Source organism: Micromonospora sp. HNM0581, from assembly GCF_012726175.1.
Taxonomy (GTDB): Bacteria; Actinomycetota; Actinomycetes; order Mycobacteriales; family Micromonosporaceae; genus Micromonospora.
The window spans coordinates 21,318-37,933 of record NZ_JAASAD010000025.1; the positions used below are offsets into that span (position 1 = coordinate 21,318).

Consider the following 16,616-nt stretch of genomic DNA (forward strand, 5'->3'; position numbering starts at 1 on the left):
TCGGTGGCGGATCTGACGAGCAGCCATCGGCGCGTCTCCACACTCGCCCGTCGAGCCGGTGGAGTGAATGCCGAGCATGCGGACGAAGCGGTTGTCCGCATCTGCGCCACCGGATTGGCGTCTCCCGCACCTGTGCATCTCGGTGTTCGTGGTTGCGCCGCGCTGAACACCGAGTGACCCTATGTGCGCGATAGTCACGCTGATCATCGCCATAGTGGTGCGAACAGTCACGAGGAGGCGGTGCTGTGGGACAGACCCCGCGGATGCTCCAGCCGTCCCTGTCCGAGCGTCACTTCTTCGGAGCCGAGCTGCGTCGGCTGCGGGAGCGGGCAAACCTCTCCCAGGCGCGACTCGGCGCGATGATCCGCTTCAGCGCCGACCTGGTGCGTCGGATCGAGACAGCGGACCGTTTCCCGTCCCGGGAATTCGTCGAGGCCTGCGACAGGGCGTTGAAGGCCGGAGGGGCCTTGACCCGCCTGCTGCCTCTTCTCGAGGAAAGCCGCAACAGCGAGAACAAGCGGGCAACTTCCCCGAGCGGCTCTGGCAACGCAGACACCCTGCTGCCCACCCAGTTCGAGGAGAAGCCCGGGGTGGCGGGCATGGTCGTCCGTGTTCCCTTCCAGCCCGGCGTTCTCGACCGCGCCGCCCTCGACTGGCTGAACGCTGCGGCGGGACCCCGGCCGCCCGTGGCCGGAAGACCCGGCTTGCCTGACCAGGTTGACGACGAGGATCTTCATGCGGCGGAGACCGCTCTGGCGATGTTCAGGCAGTTGGACCACACCCATGGCGCCGGACGAGTTCACGCGCAGGTGCAGCGGTATATCGAAGGCGAACTGAACCGGCTGTTGGCGAACACTCCCACCTCCGAGGCTGTCGGCCGGCACCTCTACACGCTGGCGGCGGGATTCTTCGAGCTCTGCGGGTACCAGGCGGTCGACACCGGCGCCCATGGCCTCGCCCAGCGCCGCTACCTCCGCGCTCTCCGTCTGACGGAAGCCGCCGACGACCGCCTGTACGGCAGCTATCTGCTCGCCGTGAACATCGGCCACCTCGCGTTGCACTGCGGCCATCCCGAGCCGGCACGCCGGATGGCGCTGACGGCGGTGAGAGGAAGCGAGACCCAGGCGACGCCCGCCGTGGCAGCCGCGCTGCACGCGGTGGTGGCGCGCACGCAGGCCCGCCTTGGACGCGAAGACGACTGCCTGGCCCACCTCGACATCGCGGAAAGGCAACTGGCCCGTGCCAAGCCCGAGGACGAGCCGGCGTGGATCGGGTACTTCGACGCGGCGTACCTCGCCGACGAGATCGCCCACTGCTTCCACGACCTGGGCCGACCGCAGCACACCCAACGGCACCTGGGCGACGCCCTCACCGCCCTGAGCCCCACCCACGTCCGGCGACTCGCCATCGACACCGCGCTCCTGGCCTCGTCGCTGGCCGCCGCCGGCCGCATCGATGAAGCCTGCGCCACCGCACGCGAGGCAGTCGACCACGCCGCACGGACCACCTCACACCGCTGTATGCAGCGCATCGTCGAGGTGCAGGCCGACCTCGAGCCCTACCGGTGCGAGCCGGAGGTCCGCGAGTTCGGCGAGTACGTGCGTCACCGACTACCGCTGGCGGCCGTGTAGCCCCCGTTAGTCGTTGGCCGCATCCGCCATCACCGAGCGGTAGTGACCTAGCTCCGCCTCCAGCGCCGCGCCCGCTCGACGGGACGACGCCACATAGTGGCCGACATCGGCAAGAAGCAACACCTCAGGTGCCATGCCGAGAGACGTCAACTCGTCGGCGAGTTTGCGGACATCCTCGACCACGGCCACCTCGTCGGCGGTGCCATGAATGAGCAGCACCGGCCGTCGGACAGCAGCGGCACGGACCCGGCCGGCACCACCTCGCAGCCGCATCGCGTGCGCCCGTTGGAACCGGGGCACCGTCTGCGCCCACTGGTCAGGATCCACGATCGCCGACACGGCGGTGGCAGCGGCGAACGGGCCGTCCTGGGTCACCGCGTGCAACGCGGTGTATCCGCCGGCGCTGGCACCACGGATGAACACCTGACCCGGCACCGCCCGTCCCGTCGATAGCAGGTGAACCGCCACCGCCGCGCAGTCGCCGACGTCGTCCAGGCCCCACCGGCCGTACAGCGATTCCCGGAAAGCGCGGCCGTACCCAGTGCTACCCAGGTAGTCGACATCAACAACGGCGAACCCGCGGCTGGTGAAGAACTGTGCCTGCCAGTCCAGGCGCAGCTGGCAGGACGCGGTCGGCCCGGGATGCGCCCGGACGATCACCGGCGCCCGCCAGTCCGCCGCCGCGCCCGTCGGCGGATACACCAGGGCAAGGACCTCCCGCCCACTGGCCACTCGGACGCGCAGCTCCGTTGGGGTCGATACTCGCGCGCGGTCGAGTGCGGCGTGCTCCGGCCTGGCAAGCACCTGCACTTGCACCTGGGGGTCAGCGTCAGCCAGGTCTACGAGCGCGACCTGTGGAGCTACGGTTGGCGATGATCCGATCAACGCCGCCGTCGTCCCTCGGAGGGCGAGGTACGGCTTGATCGACGTGTACGGCAGGTCGACCGGGCGGACAGTGCCGTCGGGCTCGATGACGACAAGGCGGTGTCGCGGCCCCTCCTGCACAACCAATACAATCCGACCATCGTCGAGGAAGCCATACGACGCGTAACCCAACTCCCACGGCTCCGCAGCGCACTCACCCGCGATCGGCGCCACCGCCTCCACCCTGTGGCCGTCCCAGCGGTAGAGGTTCCACCAGCCGCTGCGGTCCGAAACGAAGTACAACGCGCCGGGTCCCCACCGCGGCTCCACCGCAGACTCCTCCGGACCGCCGGCCAGTCTCACTGCGCCGTCGACCTGATGACGCGGCGAGTAGGACGCCACCCATATTTCACACGCGTCCCAGGGCATGTCGCGCTCGCTCCACCTGGTCCAGGCCAACCAACCCTGACCCGGTCGAGGCGCACCAAGAAACCCCGGGGACGAGACGAGAGTTCGCACCTTCGGAGCACCGGTGAGCGACACCGCGACGAGTTCGTCACCCTGCCCCGACTCCCGCACAGCCAGCAACTCGCCGTCGCCGACTGTCAGGTCACCGAAGGATCCATGAGCGATCAATTCGAGTTGATCGTCGGATCGACGACTCCGGTAGAGGCCATCTCGGCCGGCGCACCACAGCGTCCCCTTGGCAGCAGCGAAAGATCCACCCCCGTACGCGTGAACGCCGCTGGCGACATCAAAGCCCTTCGGACTGACATCACGCTTGCCCTCGCCGGACCGCCACCGTGTCACCGCCGTGCCCCGGCCGGCGTCGGGACGGCTCTCCAGCCAGTACAGGGCGCCATCACCCATACGCAGTTGGTCGTAGCTCACCGAGGCGCGGACGGCGTCTTCCACCGACACTTCAGCGATCCTGTCAGCCGACCTCACGGGTCCTCCTCGAACAACTGCACGCGGGGCGGACGACGGCGGTCTAGTCAATCGGTCGCCGGGACACCGGGACTGCCAGGTCTTTCGTACCGGTGTGCGGGCCTAGACGGCCGACTCTACGTCCGAGCGCCGTGCCCCTTCCCCTGCCCCCGGAGCACCCCGCAAACTGCCTCCGCCCGATCGCTCTCCCCGGGGGGCAAAGTCGATACGGACAACAGCTCCCGTTCAGCATCACTCCTGATCATGCCTTGTGTCTCAACAGGAGGCCGTGATGGTCGGCGAAGGAGCGAACGAGATCTTCGAGTACGGCTTTGCCCTGGGCTGCGGTGGCGTGGGACGGCAGGCCGATGACGCCGCTGGTGGTGTAGCCACTCATGCCCTGCGTGAGGAGGTGACGCCGATCGTCCGCTAGATGGTCGGCATGCTGGAAGCCGTCACGCACCACCTCTGGCGCGACGTGCAGGAGCAGCGAAACCTCGAGCTCGCCCGCGTGCATGTCCTGGTGGGCTGTGCTGTGTAGGCCTGCGGCCACTCGGGCGTCGTCCCAGTCGGCCCGAGAGGGGAACAGAGTCATCCTCGGTCCGGCGACGTTGGCTTCCTGAACGACGTTGGCAAGCGCGTAGTTGCCGCCGTGCCCGTTGATCACAGCGAGCTGATTGATGCCTGATTGACGCAGGGAGGCGGCGATGTCACCGACCACGGCGGCGAGCGTGGTGGCGCTGATACTGACCGTTCCACGCCACGCCGCGTGTTCGTGGGAGCAGGAGATCGTCACGGGCGGCAGCAGAAAGAGGTCATAGCGCTCGGCGACTGCCTTCGCGATCGCGCATGCCACGATAGTGTCCGTCAGCAGCGGCAGGTGGGCGCCGTGCTGTTCAAAGCTCCCGACCGGAAGGACCGCGACGGACGCCGCTCGCTCGGACTCCTCGGTGCTCGTCGCCGTCGTGATCAGATCCACGGGCTAATGGTTGCACGCTTCAAGAGTGGCCTGCCGATAGGCGCGCACGAAGGTCGCCGCCTCCGGAACGGCTGTCTGCTGGCGCAGGGCCACCGCTGTCGGGTTCAACCAGCGCAGAGCCCGCGCGGACGAGGTACCCGTGGCCAAGGCCAATGCGTTGGTGGCCTCGACCGCTGCGCGCTCAACGTCGCCACTGTTGACGTAGGCGGTGGACAAGGCCGATCGCCACAGGGCCTCATCGACGCGCCACTGATCTGGCCATTGGCGCAGGAGTTGCTCGTAGAGATCGGCGGCAGCCGCCGGTTGACCGAGGAGCAGACGGCACTGCGCTTCGTGGGCAGCCACATACACCAGGTCGCAGTGGGCACCAACATCGACCGGCAACGCCGAGCCCCAATCGGCGCGGCCGGCGATCCTGTGCGCCTGGTTGATGGTGGCTGCGCAGGCGTTCTGGTCACCTCCCATCGCGTAGGCCTGGGCCTGGCGGACCAGCAGTAGAGCGCGGATGCGGCCTGGTAACCGAACCTCGTCCAGTGCCCGCTGCGCCAAGGCAGCAGCATTACGCGGGTCGAAGCGCTCAAGGGCTCGTTGGCTCTGCCTCATCAGGACATAGCTGGCAAGCGCCGGCGCGTTCGCTTCGACGGCGTGCCGCTGGGCGCGTCGCAGCCATGCGTCAGCCTCGGCGGCGTCGCCCTGCTCGTCGATCCAGCTGAGGAACTCCGCCCACAGCGCCTGCGCGATTAGTACGTCTCGGCGGTCGGCTGAACGGCTTCGCCGCCCGATGGCGGCTGCGACGCCAATCTGCGCATGGGCAGTGGACGCCATCCCTACATATCCGGTGCGGTTTCCGGCAACGGCCAGACTGGCGAGCTGCTCGTGCCACGAGCGGAGCAGGTCGGCCTTGTCGGGGTGATCGATGGAGGCCCGGAGTTGGCCCTCCGCGCCCTCGGCCAAGCGGTAGCCGACACTGGTGAGGCGGCGCGCACTCTCCAGGTCTGCCAGGAAGCGGACCAGCTCGCCACCTGTCTGCAGTGCGCCCTCACACGACTCGACGAAGCGGGCGGACGGCCAACGTTCGGCCTTCTCCACCTTGCCGATGAGGTCCCCACTGACGTGCACCAGCCTGCCTAGAGCACGCTGGGACAGCCCGCGGCGCTCGCGCCACTGCCGAAGCGCGGCACCGAACCCATGCAGCGCCGATCGATGCGGGGTCAGTCGTCGTGGAGTTTGCGCCACCGGTACTCCTGGGTGCCGTCTGTCCGTCGCTGCCGGATCCGGACAGGTCTGACCGTACGTGGTCGAACGCTACGCGGACAGTTGCATGCGGACAACACCGTATGTCCGCATCAACGGTATCGACTCACCTAACCCGGTGGGCAATTCTCGTTGTCGAGATACCCGTTCACATGCTCGACGAAATCGTTTGTGGCGGTTCAAGATCGAAGAATCAATTGCCTTCGCTGACGAATGAGCTGCGAAATAGCGTGATTAGCCAGGACCAAAAAGCTTGAGGAGTCTGATGAGTTCCCAGAACGACCTCTCCAAATATGGCTATCGGCAGGAGTTGAGCCGTCAACTACGGTTCCGGGACCTGGTCGCGTACGGCCTGGTGTACATGGTGCCGATCGCGCCGATGGCGATCTTCGGCAGCGTGTACGCCGGCTCCGGCGGGATGGTGGCCCTGGCGTACACGGTCGGCGTGGTCGCGCTGGTGTTCACCGCGTTCTCGTACGCGCAGATGGTCAAGGCGTTCCCCATGTCCGGCAGTGTCTACAACTACGCCGGCCGAGGCATCAGCGCGCCGGTCGGGTTCCTGGCTGGCTGGGTGATCCTGCTCGACTACGTCCTCGTACCGGGCCTGCTGTACCTGGTGGCGTCGGTCGCGATGCACTCCACCGTGCCGGCCGTGCCGGTGTGGCTGTGGTTGCTCGGCTTCGTCGCGGTCAACACGGTCGTCAACTCGGTGGGGATCCGGATGACCGCGATGGTGACCCGGGTGATGCTCGTCGGCGAGCTGATCGTCCTGGCGATCTTCCTCGCCGTCGCCGGTTGGGCCGTCGCAACGGGCAGGGGCCGGTTCAGTTGGGATGCGTTCTACAACGCCGACACCTTCACCTGGTCGCTCGTCGCGGGGGCGGTGTCGATCGCGGTGCTGTCCTTCCTCGGCTTCGACGGCATCTCCATGTTGGCGGAGGAGACTAAGGGTGGCTCCCGGCAGATCGGCCGGGCGATGGCCGCCGTCCTCGTCCTGGCCGGCGTGCTGTTCATCGCGCAGACGTGGCTGGCCGCGATGCTCGTCGCCGAGCCGGCCTCGCTGCTCAGTGACGGTGATCCGAACGGCACCGCCTTCTACGATGCCGCGCAGGTGGCTGGCGGAGGCTGGCTGGCAACGTTGTGCGCGGTCGCGACCGCGATCGCGTGGGGCCTGCCGAACTCGATGGTCGCGCAGGTCGCCACGTCCCGGCTGCTGTACGCGATGGCCCGGGACCGGCAGCTTCCCGGCTTCCTGGCGAAGGTGTCGATCCGCCGCAACGTGCCGATCAACGCGACCCTGCTCACGGGCGTCGTGTCCCTCGCGCTGGGCCTGTACATGGCGACCCGCGCCGACGGGATCACGCTGCTGTCGTCGCTGATCAACTTCGGGGCGATGGTCGCGTTCCTGCTCCTGCACGTCTCCGTCGTCGTGCACCACCTCATCCGCCAGCGCAGCCGCAACTGGTGGGCACACCTCGTCATGCCCGGTATCGGCTTCGCGATCCTCGCCTACGTCGTGGTCAACGCGAACATCGCCGCGCAGCGTCTCGGTCTGGCCTGGCTCGTCCTCGGCATGGTCGTACTCGCCGGCCTGTACCTGACCGGTCGCCGGCCAGCCCTGTCGGGTCTGGCGCCCGCGCAGCCGCAGGCCCGCCACGTCGAGCGGGTGTGACGACCATGGACGCGATCAGCTACCGGCCCGCCCGCGACGAGCTAGCCTACACCTTCGGTGGCCGGATGCCCGTAGCCCACATCCGCTCCGGTGACATCCTGCAGGTGCACACCGAGGACTGCTTCGGCGGCCTCGTCCGCGGCCCGGCGGACCTGCCGTCGCAGGTGTGCCGCATGCCCTACCTAAACCCCGTGTGCGGGCCGTTCTTCGTCGAGGACGCAGAGCCAGGCGACACCCTCGCCGTCCACCTCGCCTCGATCGTTCCGGCCCGCGACTGGGGAGTCTCCTCGACGTTCCCGCACTTCGGGGCACTCACCTCCACCTCACATACGGCGACCCTGCAGCCGCCTCTCGAGGAGCGGGTGTGGGTGTACGACATTGACCAGCAGGCCGGCACGGTCCGCTTCCACGCCACCGACAGCGACCACACAGTTGACCTGCCGCTGGACCCGATGATCGGCACCATCGGCGTGGCCCCGGGCGGTTTCGAGTCGCGTTCGACCATCGTGCCCGACAGCCATGGCGGGAACCTCGACACACCGGAGCTGCGCGCCGGCACCACCCTGTACCTGGGGGTGAACGTGCACGGGGCGATGCTCGCCCTCGGCGACGGCCACGCCCGCCAGGGCGAAGGTGAGGTCTGCGGCGTCGGGGTGGAGATCGCCACAACCACCACCCTGATCATCGAGGTCATCAAAGGCGTCCCGACGGTGTGGCCCCGCCTGGAGACCGACGCGTCGATCATGTCGGTCGGCTGCGCCCGCCCGTTGGAGGACGCCTACCGGATAGCGCACCGCGACATGGTCGGCTGGGTGGGTGACCTCACCGGCCTGGAGCAGCTCGACGCCTACCAGTTGGTGTCGCAGGCGGGAAGGGCGCCGATCGGCAACGTCTGCGACCCGAACTACACCGTCCTCGCCGCCGTCGACAAGCTGCTGCTTCCGCAGCCGCAGGCCGCCTACTACGGGATGCACGCCCGCCTCCGGCAGCACGCCGGTGGGCCACGGTAAGGGGACGGGATCCAGATGACCTCGTCCATCCAGCAGTTGCCGTTGCGGGACGAGTTGTTCCTGCTCGGTCACGACGACGACACCGGCCAGCCGCACATCCACCGCCAGGCACTCGCCCTCGGCCTGGCTGGTGCAGTGCTGATCGACCTGTTCCTGGCCGGACGGATCGCCCTCGACACCACCGACGACACCGGGCCGAAAGGGGAGCAGCGGCTGTGGCTGCACCTGGACCGGCCGGTCGGGGACCTGATTGCCGACACCGCCCTAGCCTCCATCCGCTACGCCCACCCGACCCCACCGCTGCGGGGGTGGCTGCGCGGGTTCGCCGACGACCTGTACGACCGCACCCGCGCCGGCCTGCACGCTGGCGGGATCCTGCGCCACGACGTGCGTCGCCGCCTCGGCGGGCTCGCCCGCACCGACCGCTACCTGCCCACGGACCTCAAGTGGCCGGTCGTCGCCCGCGCCCGGCTGCACTACATCGCCGCCGGCCGTGACCAGCCCGACAACCACACCGCCGCCCTCGGCGGCCTCGTCGCGACCCTCGGTCTGACCAACCACCTGTACCTCGCCGACGACATCGCCGCCCTCACCGTGCAACTACGCACCATCGCCGCGCAGCACCACCGGCAGGTACGCGACATCACCGCCGCGGTCGACGCTGCCGTCGGGGACCTCGCCACCGCCGCCTACCGGTGAGCCGCACCATTCCACCCGATCCGCTGCCCTTGGAGGCATCTCATGGACGTCAATCCGCGTATCCGTGCCGCCCGATGGGCGGACAGGGAACCCGTCGCTGCGCTGATCGCCGACGCCCTGCACTCCGGCCCGCTCGCCCAGTGGCTGGTGCCCGACCCGACCTGCCGACGGCGGATGCTGGCCGACGTGGCGGTCATCTGGGTGGAACACGCCATGTTCTTCGGCGACATCCACATCACCGACGACCTGAGCGCCGCCACGATGGGGTTTCACCGCTACCGCAGCATCCCGCCACCGTTGAACTACCACAGCCGACTGGCCGACGCCGCCGGACCGCACGCGCGCCAGTTCGAACTCCTCGACCACATACTCACCCAGGTCCGACCCACCGAACCTCACTACCACCTGGCAGTTCTCGCCGTCCTTCCCGCCGCCCGACGGCGCGATGCCGCCGCGGCGATGCTCACCCACCACGAGAGCCGCCTCGACAGCATCGACATGCCCTCCTGGACCGAACCCATTCACGGCAGCCAGGACGTGTACCGCCGGCACGGCTACCTCCCGAGACCCGCGCTCACGCTGCCCGACGGGCCGGTCATCGCTCCGATGCGCCGCAACCCTCACCCGGCCCGCGGCTCCTGGCCCGTGAACACCGCCACGTCGGCGAACGTCACCGCCGCAGCGCGCGCCAAGTCCGACGCACAACGCTAGGCAGGATGCGAACGCTCAGGTGACAGCTCACACCGAGTTTCTCCATCACCGTCGGGCATCGCCGGCGGCCATCTGCATTGGACCCACATCGGGGCGTTCAAGCCGGTCGACCGCCCGTGGAGGGACGGTAGCGGCGACCGATGTGGCCGGCGACGACAGTCCCCCGCTGTCGCCGCCGGCCACCCTCCGCCCGAATGCGCAACCCTCGGCCACTACCGCCTACACCACTCCAGCGGTGCTACACGCACCCCACCACCCGAACATCAACAGCAGGAAGGAACGCAGATGCCGACGCGGACCCCGGCCCTCACCGCGTGGACACCCGCCTTCGTCGCCGACGTCGTCGCCGCTGTCATCGAGCACGCCGCCGTTTACGGCCTGCACCAAGCGGCCCGGGACATCGCCCGCAGCCACGGTCTGTCGCCGGCGACGGTCGAGGAATGGGTCTCGCGTGCCCGAGCCGTGCAGGCCACGCCCGTGCCACTCGACCTCCTGGCCTGCCACACCTGCACGCGATCCATGATTCTCATCCAACTGCCCGGCTGCGGCAGGGCATACCTGTGCGCGCCGTCCTGCGGGCGCACACCAGTCCCGGCCGACGAGATCCGCGACGCCGTGGCCGCAGTGGTCCTGCACCGCACCCCACACCTCGTTCCAACCGGCAAGACGACCCAGGCCGCCTCCTACGCGCTCGGCCCGATCCAACGCGTCACCGTCGGCGCGACCGGTACAGACCTGCACATCACCTGGAGGGCCGTCTCCCGGCAGATCACCGGCCCGATGATGGCCATGGCCCAGCGTCTGCACCTGGCCCAGCGCCACGCCGCCGGCAACAAGCCCGAGCGTGCCATCGACGTCCTGCACAGCGGGCTTCTGCACATCGACCCCACCAGCGGCAGGCTCGCCCTGGACACCGCGACCGCCCGTGCCGCCGCGCTACTGGCCACCCTCGCCGTCGTCCTGCACGAACACGGCCGCCAGGAACCGGCGCAGCAACTCCTCGCCCGGACCATCGCCGATCACCGCCGTGTCCATCCCCACCACCCCGCCATCGCGCGCATGACAGCCGTCCTATACCGCATGCACACCACAGCTACCGGCCCACCGGGTCATCCCACACACATCGCAACGTCCGCCACGCCCGGCACCAGCTAGGCGCCCGCACCTGTCCACCACCACCGGGGCAGCTTGTCTGGGCGGACTCGCGCCGAGCAGCAACACCACCACCCGGAGACGGGATGACCGCTGTTCGGTCCGCAGCCAGCCCAGAACGGTCCGCGCCAGCGAGACCGGCTCCTCGAACGGCTCGGTGGTGGTGTCCCGCTTCAGCAGGCCCGGCTAGCTCAGGCCCTGTCGAAGGGGCACAGATCGCTGGTGCCCCTCGGGCGTCCGCTGCCCGATTTCAGGGGCTGGCTGGAACGGCATCGTGATTTCGGCGCGGCGCCGTGTACAGCACGGTGACGTAATTGTCGGTCGCCGTCGCGCCGGGTTGGCGGGCGACCACCTCGGCAACGCCGTCGAGGAATGCCTCCCGCTGGTCAGTGCTTAACTCGCGTACGTTCGGGAAGGTCCCCCACAGCCCCCGCGCGCCGTGCGGGGTCAGCCGGTGCTCCCAGCGAATCATCTCGACCTCGACGGGGCCGAACCAGTCACCTGCCCGCAGTTCCGCCGTGCGCTCGGCGACCCGCAGCGGCGCTGGCACACTGGCAGGGCCGCGCCCCTGCCCCGGTAGCCATCGTCGGTACACCGCGTCCAGCTCCGCGCGCCAGGGCGGGCTACGGTCGGGATCACCGAAGACCGTCCACCACACCGCCAACCCTCCGCCCGGCCGCACCAGGCGGGCCAGCCGTCGCACCGCCGCGCCCGCGTTCAGCCAGTGGAAGGCGGTGGCGCAGACGGCCAGGTCGAAGGTGTCGTCGGGCAGCGGCACGGTGGTGAAGTCGCCCTCGACGACGGTCACGTCGTGGCCGGCCAGGTTCGTTCGCAGCCGGGCCGCCAGCCGGCCACCGAGTTCCACCGCCAGCACCGACGCACCGGAGTCCACGAGGGGACGGGTCACCTGACCGGTTCCAGGTCCGATCTCCAGGACGCGCGTACCCGGTCGCAGCCCGCACTCGGCAAGCACCTCGTACACACGCGGTGGGTATCCCGGCCGAGCCGCCTGGTAATTGTCCGGGTCCTCGTCGAAGCTGCCCCGCCGGCTCAGCAACTGGTCGTCACCGCTCACGTCGCGAGCGTATTCGGTCGGGCGCGACCGGGGCCGGCCCGACCGCACGCGGCCGTCCGCTGCCGCTTCGCCGAGAACGGGTTTCACCCTGCCTTGCGGCGTTTCTGGTTGATCTTCTTCGCGACAGCATCGGCGGCGTCCTGGTGCAGTTGTTTGGTGACGCTCTGGTAGGTGTCGCGGGTCAGGGTCGTGGTGGAGTGGCCGAGTTGCTCGGAGACGACCTTGATGTCGATGCCGGCGTCGAGGGCGATGGTGGCGGCACTGTGGCGCAGGTCGTGCAGCCGGATCGGGGGCATCCCGGCCTTGCGGACGAGCTTGCGGAACCGTTGAGTGACGGCGTTGGGGTGCCACGGCTTCCCGTCCGGGCGGACGAAGAACAGGCCGGTGTCGGGCCATGTGTCGCCGGCGGCGAGTTGCCAGGCGGCCCGGCGGGCCTTGTAGGCGGTGAGGACTTTGGTCGTGTCCGTGTCGAGGGCGACGTCGCGGTTTCCGGCCCTGCTCTTCGGTGGTTTCTGCACGGCGGTGTAGCCGTGGGTGGCGATCTGGTTGTTGATGGTGGTCTCGCGGCGGTGCAGCCGCACCTCGCTGTCCCGCAGGCCGCACGCCTCGCCGCGGCGGGGACCGCGGTAGGCCATGTAGTGCCACATTGGGTGCAGGTCGGGGGCGTGAACGGCGGCGTAGTCGAGGAACTGCACGACTTGGGAGTCGGTCCAGACCATCACCGGTCCGGGGACCTCGCCGGTGGCCTTCCACCGTTGCACGCGTTCGTCCTCCCACACGATCGGCAGGGGCCGGTCGGCGGGGACCTGGACCAGGGCGGCGGGGTTGGCGCCGACGATGAGTTCGTCGGCGAGGGCGTCGTTGATCGCTTTGCGCAGACAGGCGCGGATGCGCTGGCGTGTGGTGGCACCAGTGGGTCGCACGCCGGTGACGGACGCGCGGATGACTGGGTCGCTGCTCGCCTTCGCGGCGGCGATCTCGTCGTTGCGGCGCTCGATGGCGGCGATCATGGCGCGGATGTGGGTGGCGCGCAGCTTGTCCAGCGGGATGTCGCCCAGGTGTGGGATCAAGTGGACCCGCGCGATCGATTCGTAGCCGCGCTGCGTGTTCGCGTCGATCGTGAGGTGTGTCAGCCAGCCGGTGAGGTACTCGGCGACGGTGGGCATGTCGGCGAGCGCACCGTCGCCGCGCAGCCGCTGGCGGATGCGGTCGACCTCGGGCAGGGGACGTTTGGCGCGTACGGCGGTTTGCAGCAGGTCGGCGATCTCGGTACGGCGGCGCCGGTCACCGTCGGCGAGGGCGAGCAGGTCGCGGGCGTGGTCGAGTTCGTCGGCGGCGGCACGCCGGGTGGGAAAGCTGGAGCGGCGTAGCTGCCGGCGCCCGCCGTCGGTGGTGGGTGGTAGTTCGAGCTGGTAGGCCCAATGGCCGTGGTCGGAGCTCCAGGCTCGGTTCGCGCGGCGTAGTTTCGGGCAGTCGTTTCCCAGTGGCTTGCCGGTGTCGGGGTGGCGGCAACCGCAGCGCTTGAAGATGCTTCCGTCTGGCATCGGAGGTGGTGCTCCCGTTCGTCTGGGTGATGGGGCATCGGTTTGGTCGATCGACATCCACGCGTGACCGGCGGCCACGATCAAGTCGCCGCGGTTCCAGGTCCGGTGGGTGGTCCATCCGCTGGGGCCGGTGACCGGCGAAAGTCAGATGCGCCCTGCTGCGGAGTCTGGGATCCTGTCCGGTTCGCGTGAGATCGGGCATGGAGGACGGCCAATGGTGGCGACAGATGACGTGGCGAGGGGCCGAGTGCGGCGCCCACAGCTGCACGCGGCAGTGGGCCAGTTGATGGCGGCGGTGCTCGGCGACTTGGCCGCTCGCGACGGCGTGCCGGTGTTCGCGACCGTTCCCGACTTCGGCGAGTGGCACCGCCACGGACAGGAGTCGTTCGTCGCGATCCGCCGCGGCGCCTGGCAGATGCCGGCTCGGGTCACCGACTACCGGTTCTTGGACACCTTCGCCGAGATCGGGGCGGTGCGGGCCGTCGTGGCCGCCGATGAGGTGCTGCGCGAGCGGGTGGATTGCCTCGTCGGCGTGGAGTTCGCCCTCACGCTCCGGCAACTGGGGTGGACGCTGGTTAAGCACGTCCTCGAACCCATGGTTGCCGCCGTCGGGGGTTACCGGTTCGACCAGGAGGCATTCGACGCCGCGTACAGCAGGTTGGAGGACGGTCTGCTGGCCACGCGGGCGCGGCTGGTCGAGGTGGTCCCGCTCAACGCCTTCACCCCCACCGCGGGCATCGAGGCGGTCACGTTGCCGGACGGCCTGGTGCTGCAAGCGATGAGCGACCGGCAGATGAGCGCCGCGATCGGCTACCTCGCGGTGCCGATCGCCTTCGCGGGCGGCCCGAACTCGGTGACCGTGTCGCGGTTCCACCAGTGGGCCCTCACCCGCTGCACCTCGTACCCGGTGTGCTCAGCCATGGACGTACCCGCCCAACCGACGGCGCCGGATTCAGGCGCGCTGGTCGAGCCAGCCAGCCGTCTCGTGGCTGCGCTTCGGCTGGTGTGCGGCGGGTCCGTCACCGCGACTCGGGCGATCAGCTGCCCACCGGACGACGACTTTCCCCAGGGACTGGGGCCGACGGCGTCACTGTCGGCGCTGCCCGCCTTCGACGAGGAGCGACCGACAATCCTTGGGCGAGAGCAGGTTGAGGCGGTGCGCGAGGTGTACGACCTCCTCGCGCATCCCGCGGTCTGGGCGAACCGGGGTCTGCAAACCGCGCTGCGCCGGCTGGTCCTGGCCGGGGCCGACCGGGTGCCGACCGACCGGCTCATCGACCTGATCGTCTGCGCCGAAGTGTTGTTCATCAAACTGCCAGGCCTGCCAGCGGATCGTTGGAAGCAGGACAAGGTCGTTGCCGGAGCGACCGCGCTCTTGGCGGACGACCCTGTCCTGCAGGCGCCGCCCGAGCGGCTCGAGGCACTCCTGCGTCTGGGATACCGGCTCCGCAACGACGAGATGCACGGCGACGACCCGAGCAGGTGGGAACTGCATACGCTGACCGGTCAGCCGACAGAGGACCTGTCAGCCGTCGTGGATGACATCGAGCGGGTGTTGTGCCGCGCCCTGGTCGGGCTCCTCTCCGGCGTCGTCGAGCAGTAGTCGGCGCGACTGCACCGGCACGGCGTACGGAGCCGTGCCGGTGCACAGGCGTACTGCCCGGGCGGGGTCACGGCGGAGGGCTGCAGCTCGTGGTGTCCCTGTCCGCGCCCGAATGCCCGCCGTCCTCGTCGGCACCCGCTCTGTCGGGGCCATCAGCCGTGGATACCGGTGGGGACCCGAGGTGCAGTTTCCGCAGGATCGGGGCGGTCGGCACGCGGTAGTACGCGCCGGCCCGGAACAGGGGCACCGGGAAGGCGTCGCGGGCGGCCAGCTTGTAGGCCGCCGAGCGGGAGATGCCGAGGATGGCGGCGGCGGTGGCGAGGTCCGTTGTCGCCCCGAGCGCCAGGATGCGCTCGGTGGTCCAGGTGCAGGGAGCGCCGTCGCTGCCTGGGTCGGCGGCGGGGGCGGGGTTGCGGGTTCGTCGTGCTGACCGCATGGGCTTGGCTCCTACTCGGAGAATCGCGGTCCCCAGTTGCAGGGGTGGGGTTTCGGGTTTCAGATGAGGGCTCGCTCTCCGCAGGCGCCAGCCATCGGAATGGCGTTGCGCTTTCAAAGGTGAGGCTGTGGAGGCACGCGGCAGCCCCAGACCGGGGTCGGTGGCGTGGCCTGGGTCGAGGCCCATGAGCCACTCCACAAACGGCGGCGCGAGGACGGGTTGCCGTGCCGGCCGGCCTGCGTGGTTTCCGGCGCGGACCGGCTGAGCAGCAGCTCCCAGCGGGCGTCCGCGGGCTTGGCGCTTTCATCGTGACGCACCCACCCGCTACGTTGCTCTCCGGTGGACGCGGAGGGGAGGCGAACCGTGACCATGGCTGATGGTCCGCCGAAGGCGTGGCTGATGCTGGCTGTCGGTACGGATCGACAGCATGGTGGCAATGACGGCTACGACGACGACCCCGACGTTCACTACAGCTGGGACGACACCGTTCCGAACGCCCGGACCGTAGCTATCGGCGATCGGATCGTCCTCTGGGACAAGGAAGCGGTCATTGGCGCCTCCGTAATCGAGGAGATCGAGACGGGCTGGGCGGAGAAGATTCTCTACCGGTGCCCTTACTGCAACGGCGCGAACATCAAGAGACGCAAACGTGAATCGCCCCGCTTCAGGTGTTTCCCGTGCTCTGACACCTTCGACGTCGCTTCGACGCGCGTTGAACGTGTTGAAACCTTTAGGTCGCGTCATGACGCCAACTGGGTAGATCTCGGACGCTGCCTCGACGGACGAACCCTGGTACGTATTCAGCTTGAGGTGAGTCCCCGGCCGGTTGTCCACTCTGGTTGATCGGCTGGCATGATCACGAGGTGTCGTCCGTTCCGCAGGTCCCGCCCTCGTACGAGGATCTGGTCGCGATGCTGGTTGAGCTGCGGGAACGGGTTGATCGACTGGAAGCGGAGAACACTGAGCTGAAACGCCGGTTGGGGTTGAACTCCTCGAACTCGTCGAAGCCTCCCTCGTCGGACGGTCTCAGTCGCCCAGCCCGGCAGCCGGGCAAGGGCA

The 16,616-nt window shown here is 69.0% G+C and carries 13 protein-coding genes and 2 pseudogenes; 9 read left to right on the forward strand and 6 right to left on the reverse strand.

The window, feature by feature from the left end; genetic code table 11:
- Positions 1-245: 245 nt before the first annotated feature.
- Complete coding sequence (locus HCA58_RS21610; protein ID WP_169599713.1) at positions 246-1,631, forward strand: helix-turn-helix transcriptional regulator; 1,386 nt, start codon at positions 246-248, stop codon at positions 1,629-1,631.
- Here HCA58_RS21610 and HCA58_RS21615 read toward each other — a convergent pair.
- From HCA58_RS21615 to HCA58_RS21625, 3 genes and pseudogenes are all read right to left on the reverse strand, one after another.
- Positions 1,604-2,798: pseudogene (locus HCA58_RS21615) on the reverse strand (prolyl oligopeptidase family serine peptidase). The gene HCA58_RS21610 and the pseudogene HCA58_RS21615 overlap by 28 nt on opposite strands.
- A gap of 886 nt (positions 2,799-3,684) precedes the next feature.
- Complete coding sequence (locus HCA58_RS21620) at positions 3,685-4,401, reverse strand: creatininase family protein (RefSeq protein ID WP_169599715.1); 717 nt, start codon at positions 4,399-4,401, stop codon at positions 3,685-3,687.
- A 3-nt stretch (positions 4,402-4,404) separates the two neighbouring features.
- Positions 4,405-5,637: a helix-turn-helix transcriptional regulator gene (locus HCA58_RS21625; RefSeq protein ID WP_169599717.1), complete on the reverse strand. Its 1,233-nt coding sequence runs from the start codon at positions 5,635-5,637 to the stop codon at positions 4,405-4,407.
- Positions 5,638-5,920: 283 nt separating this feature from the next.
- On the opposite strand from HCA58_RS21625, the gene HCA58_RS21630 reads away from it, so the two are divergent.
- From HCA58_RS21630 to HCA58_RS21650, 5 genes are all read left to right on the forward strand, one after another.
- On the forward strand, positions 5,921-7,327 hold the full coding sequence (locus tag HCA58_RS21630; RefSeq protein WP_169599719.1) for an APC family permease: 1,407 nt from the start codon (positions 5,921-5,923) through the stop codon (positions 7,325-7,327).
- Positions 7,324-8,337 carry an acetamidase/formamidase family protein gene (locus tag HCA58_RS21635; protein ID WP_169599721.1) on the forward strand — a complete coding sequence of 338 codons (1,014 nt, stop codon included), beginning with the start codon at positions 7,324-7,326 and terminating at the stop codon, positions 8,335-8,337. The genes HCA58_RS21630 and HCA58_RS21635 overlap by 4 nt, the downstream gene beginning before the upstream one ends.
- Before the next feature lie 15 nt (positions 8,338-8,352).
- Positions 8,353-9,036, forward strand: a complete 684-nt coding sequence (locus HCA58_RS21640) for a GPP34 family phosphoprotein (RefSeq protein WP_169599723.1) — start codon at positions 8,353-8,355, stop codon at positions 9,034-9,036.
- Between the two features lie 42 nt (positions 9,037-9,078).
- Positions 9,079-9,747, forward strand: a complete 669-nt coding sequence (locus tag HCA58_RS21645; protein WP_169599725.1) for an N-acetyltransferase — start codon at positions 9,079-9,081, stop codon at positions 9,745-9,747.
- 285 nt (positions 9,748-10,032) lie between these two features.
- On the forward strand, positions 10,033-10,902 hold the full coding sequence (locus HCA58_RS21650; protein WP_169599727.1) for a hypothetical protein: 870 nt from the start codon (positions 10,033-10,035) through the stop codon (positions 10,900-10,902).
- 247 nt (positions 10,903-11,149) lie between these two features.
- Here the strand turns inward: HCA58_RS21650 and HCA58_RS21655 are convergent, their stop codons facing one another.
- Positions 11,150-11,974, reverse strand: a complete 825-nt coding sequence (locus HCA58_RS21655; protein ID WP_169599729.1) for a class I SAM-dependent methyltransferase — start codon at positions 11,972-11,974, stop codon at positions 11,150-11,152.
- A gap of 83 nt (positions 11,975-12,057) precedes the next feature.
- Positions 12,058-13,518, reverse strand: coding sequence for a site-specific integrase (locus tag HCA58_RS21660; RefSeq protein ID WP_169599731.1), 1,461 nt, complete (start codon positions 13,516-13,518; stop codon positions 12,058-12,060).
- 214 nt (positions 13,519-13,732) lie between these two features.
- On the opposite strand from HCA58_RS21660, the gene HCA58_RS21665 reads away from it, so the two are divergent.
- Complete coding sequence (locus HCA58_RS21665; protein ID WP_205809345.1) at positions 13,733-15,121, forward strand: hypothetical protein; 1,389 nt, start codon at positions 13,733-13,735, stop codon at positions 15,119-15,121.
- A 67-nt stretch (positions 15,122-15,188) separates the two neighbouring features.
- On the opposite strand, the gene HCA58_RS21670 is transcribed toward HCA58_RS21665, so the two are convergent.
- A complete protein-coding gene (locus tag HCA58_RS21670) occupies positions 15,189-15,557 on the reverse strand; it encodes a DNA-binding protein (RefSeq protein ID WP_169599733.1) in 369 nt (122 codons plus the stop codon).
- Between the two features lie 363 nt (positions 15,558-15,920).
- On the opposite strand from HCA58_RS21670, the gene HCA58_RS21675 reads away from it, so the two are divergent.
- The gene (locus HCA58_RS21675) at positions 15,921-16,400 is read left to right on the forward strand and encodes a hypothetical protein (RefSeq protein WP_169599735.1); all 480 of its coding nucleotides are present in this window, start codon (positions 15,921-15,923) and stop codon (positions 16,398-16,400) included.
- A gap of 95 nt (positions 16,401-16,495) precedes the next feature.
- A pseudogene (locus tag HCA58_RS23725) lies at positions 16,496-16,616 on the forward strand (DUF6444 domain-containing protein); the annotation flags it as partial.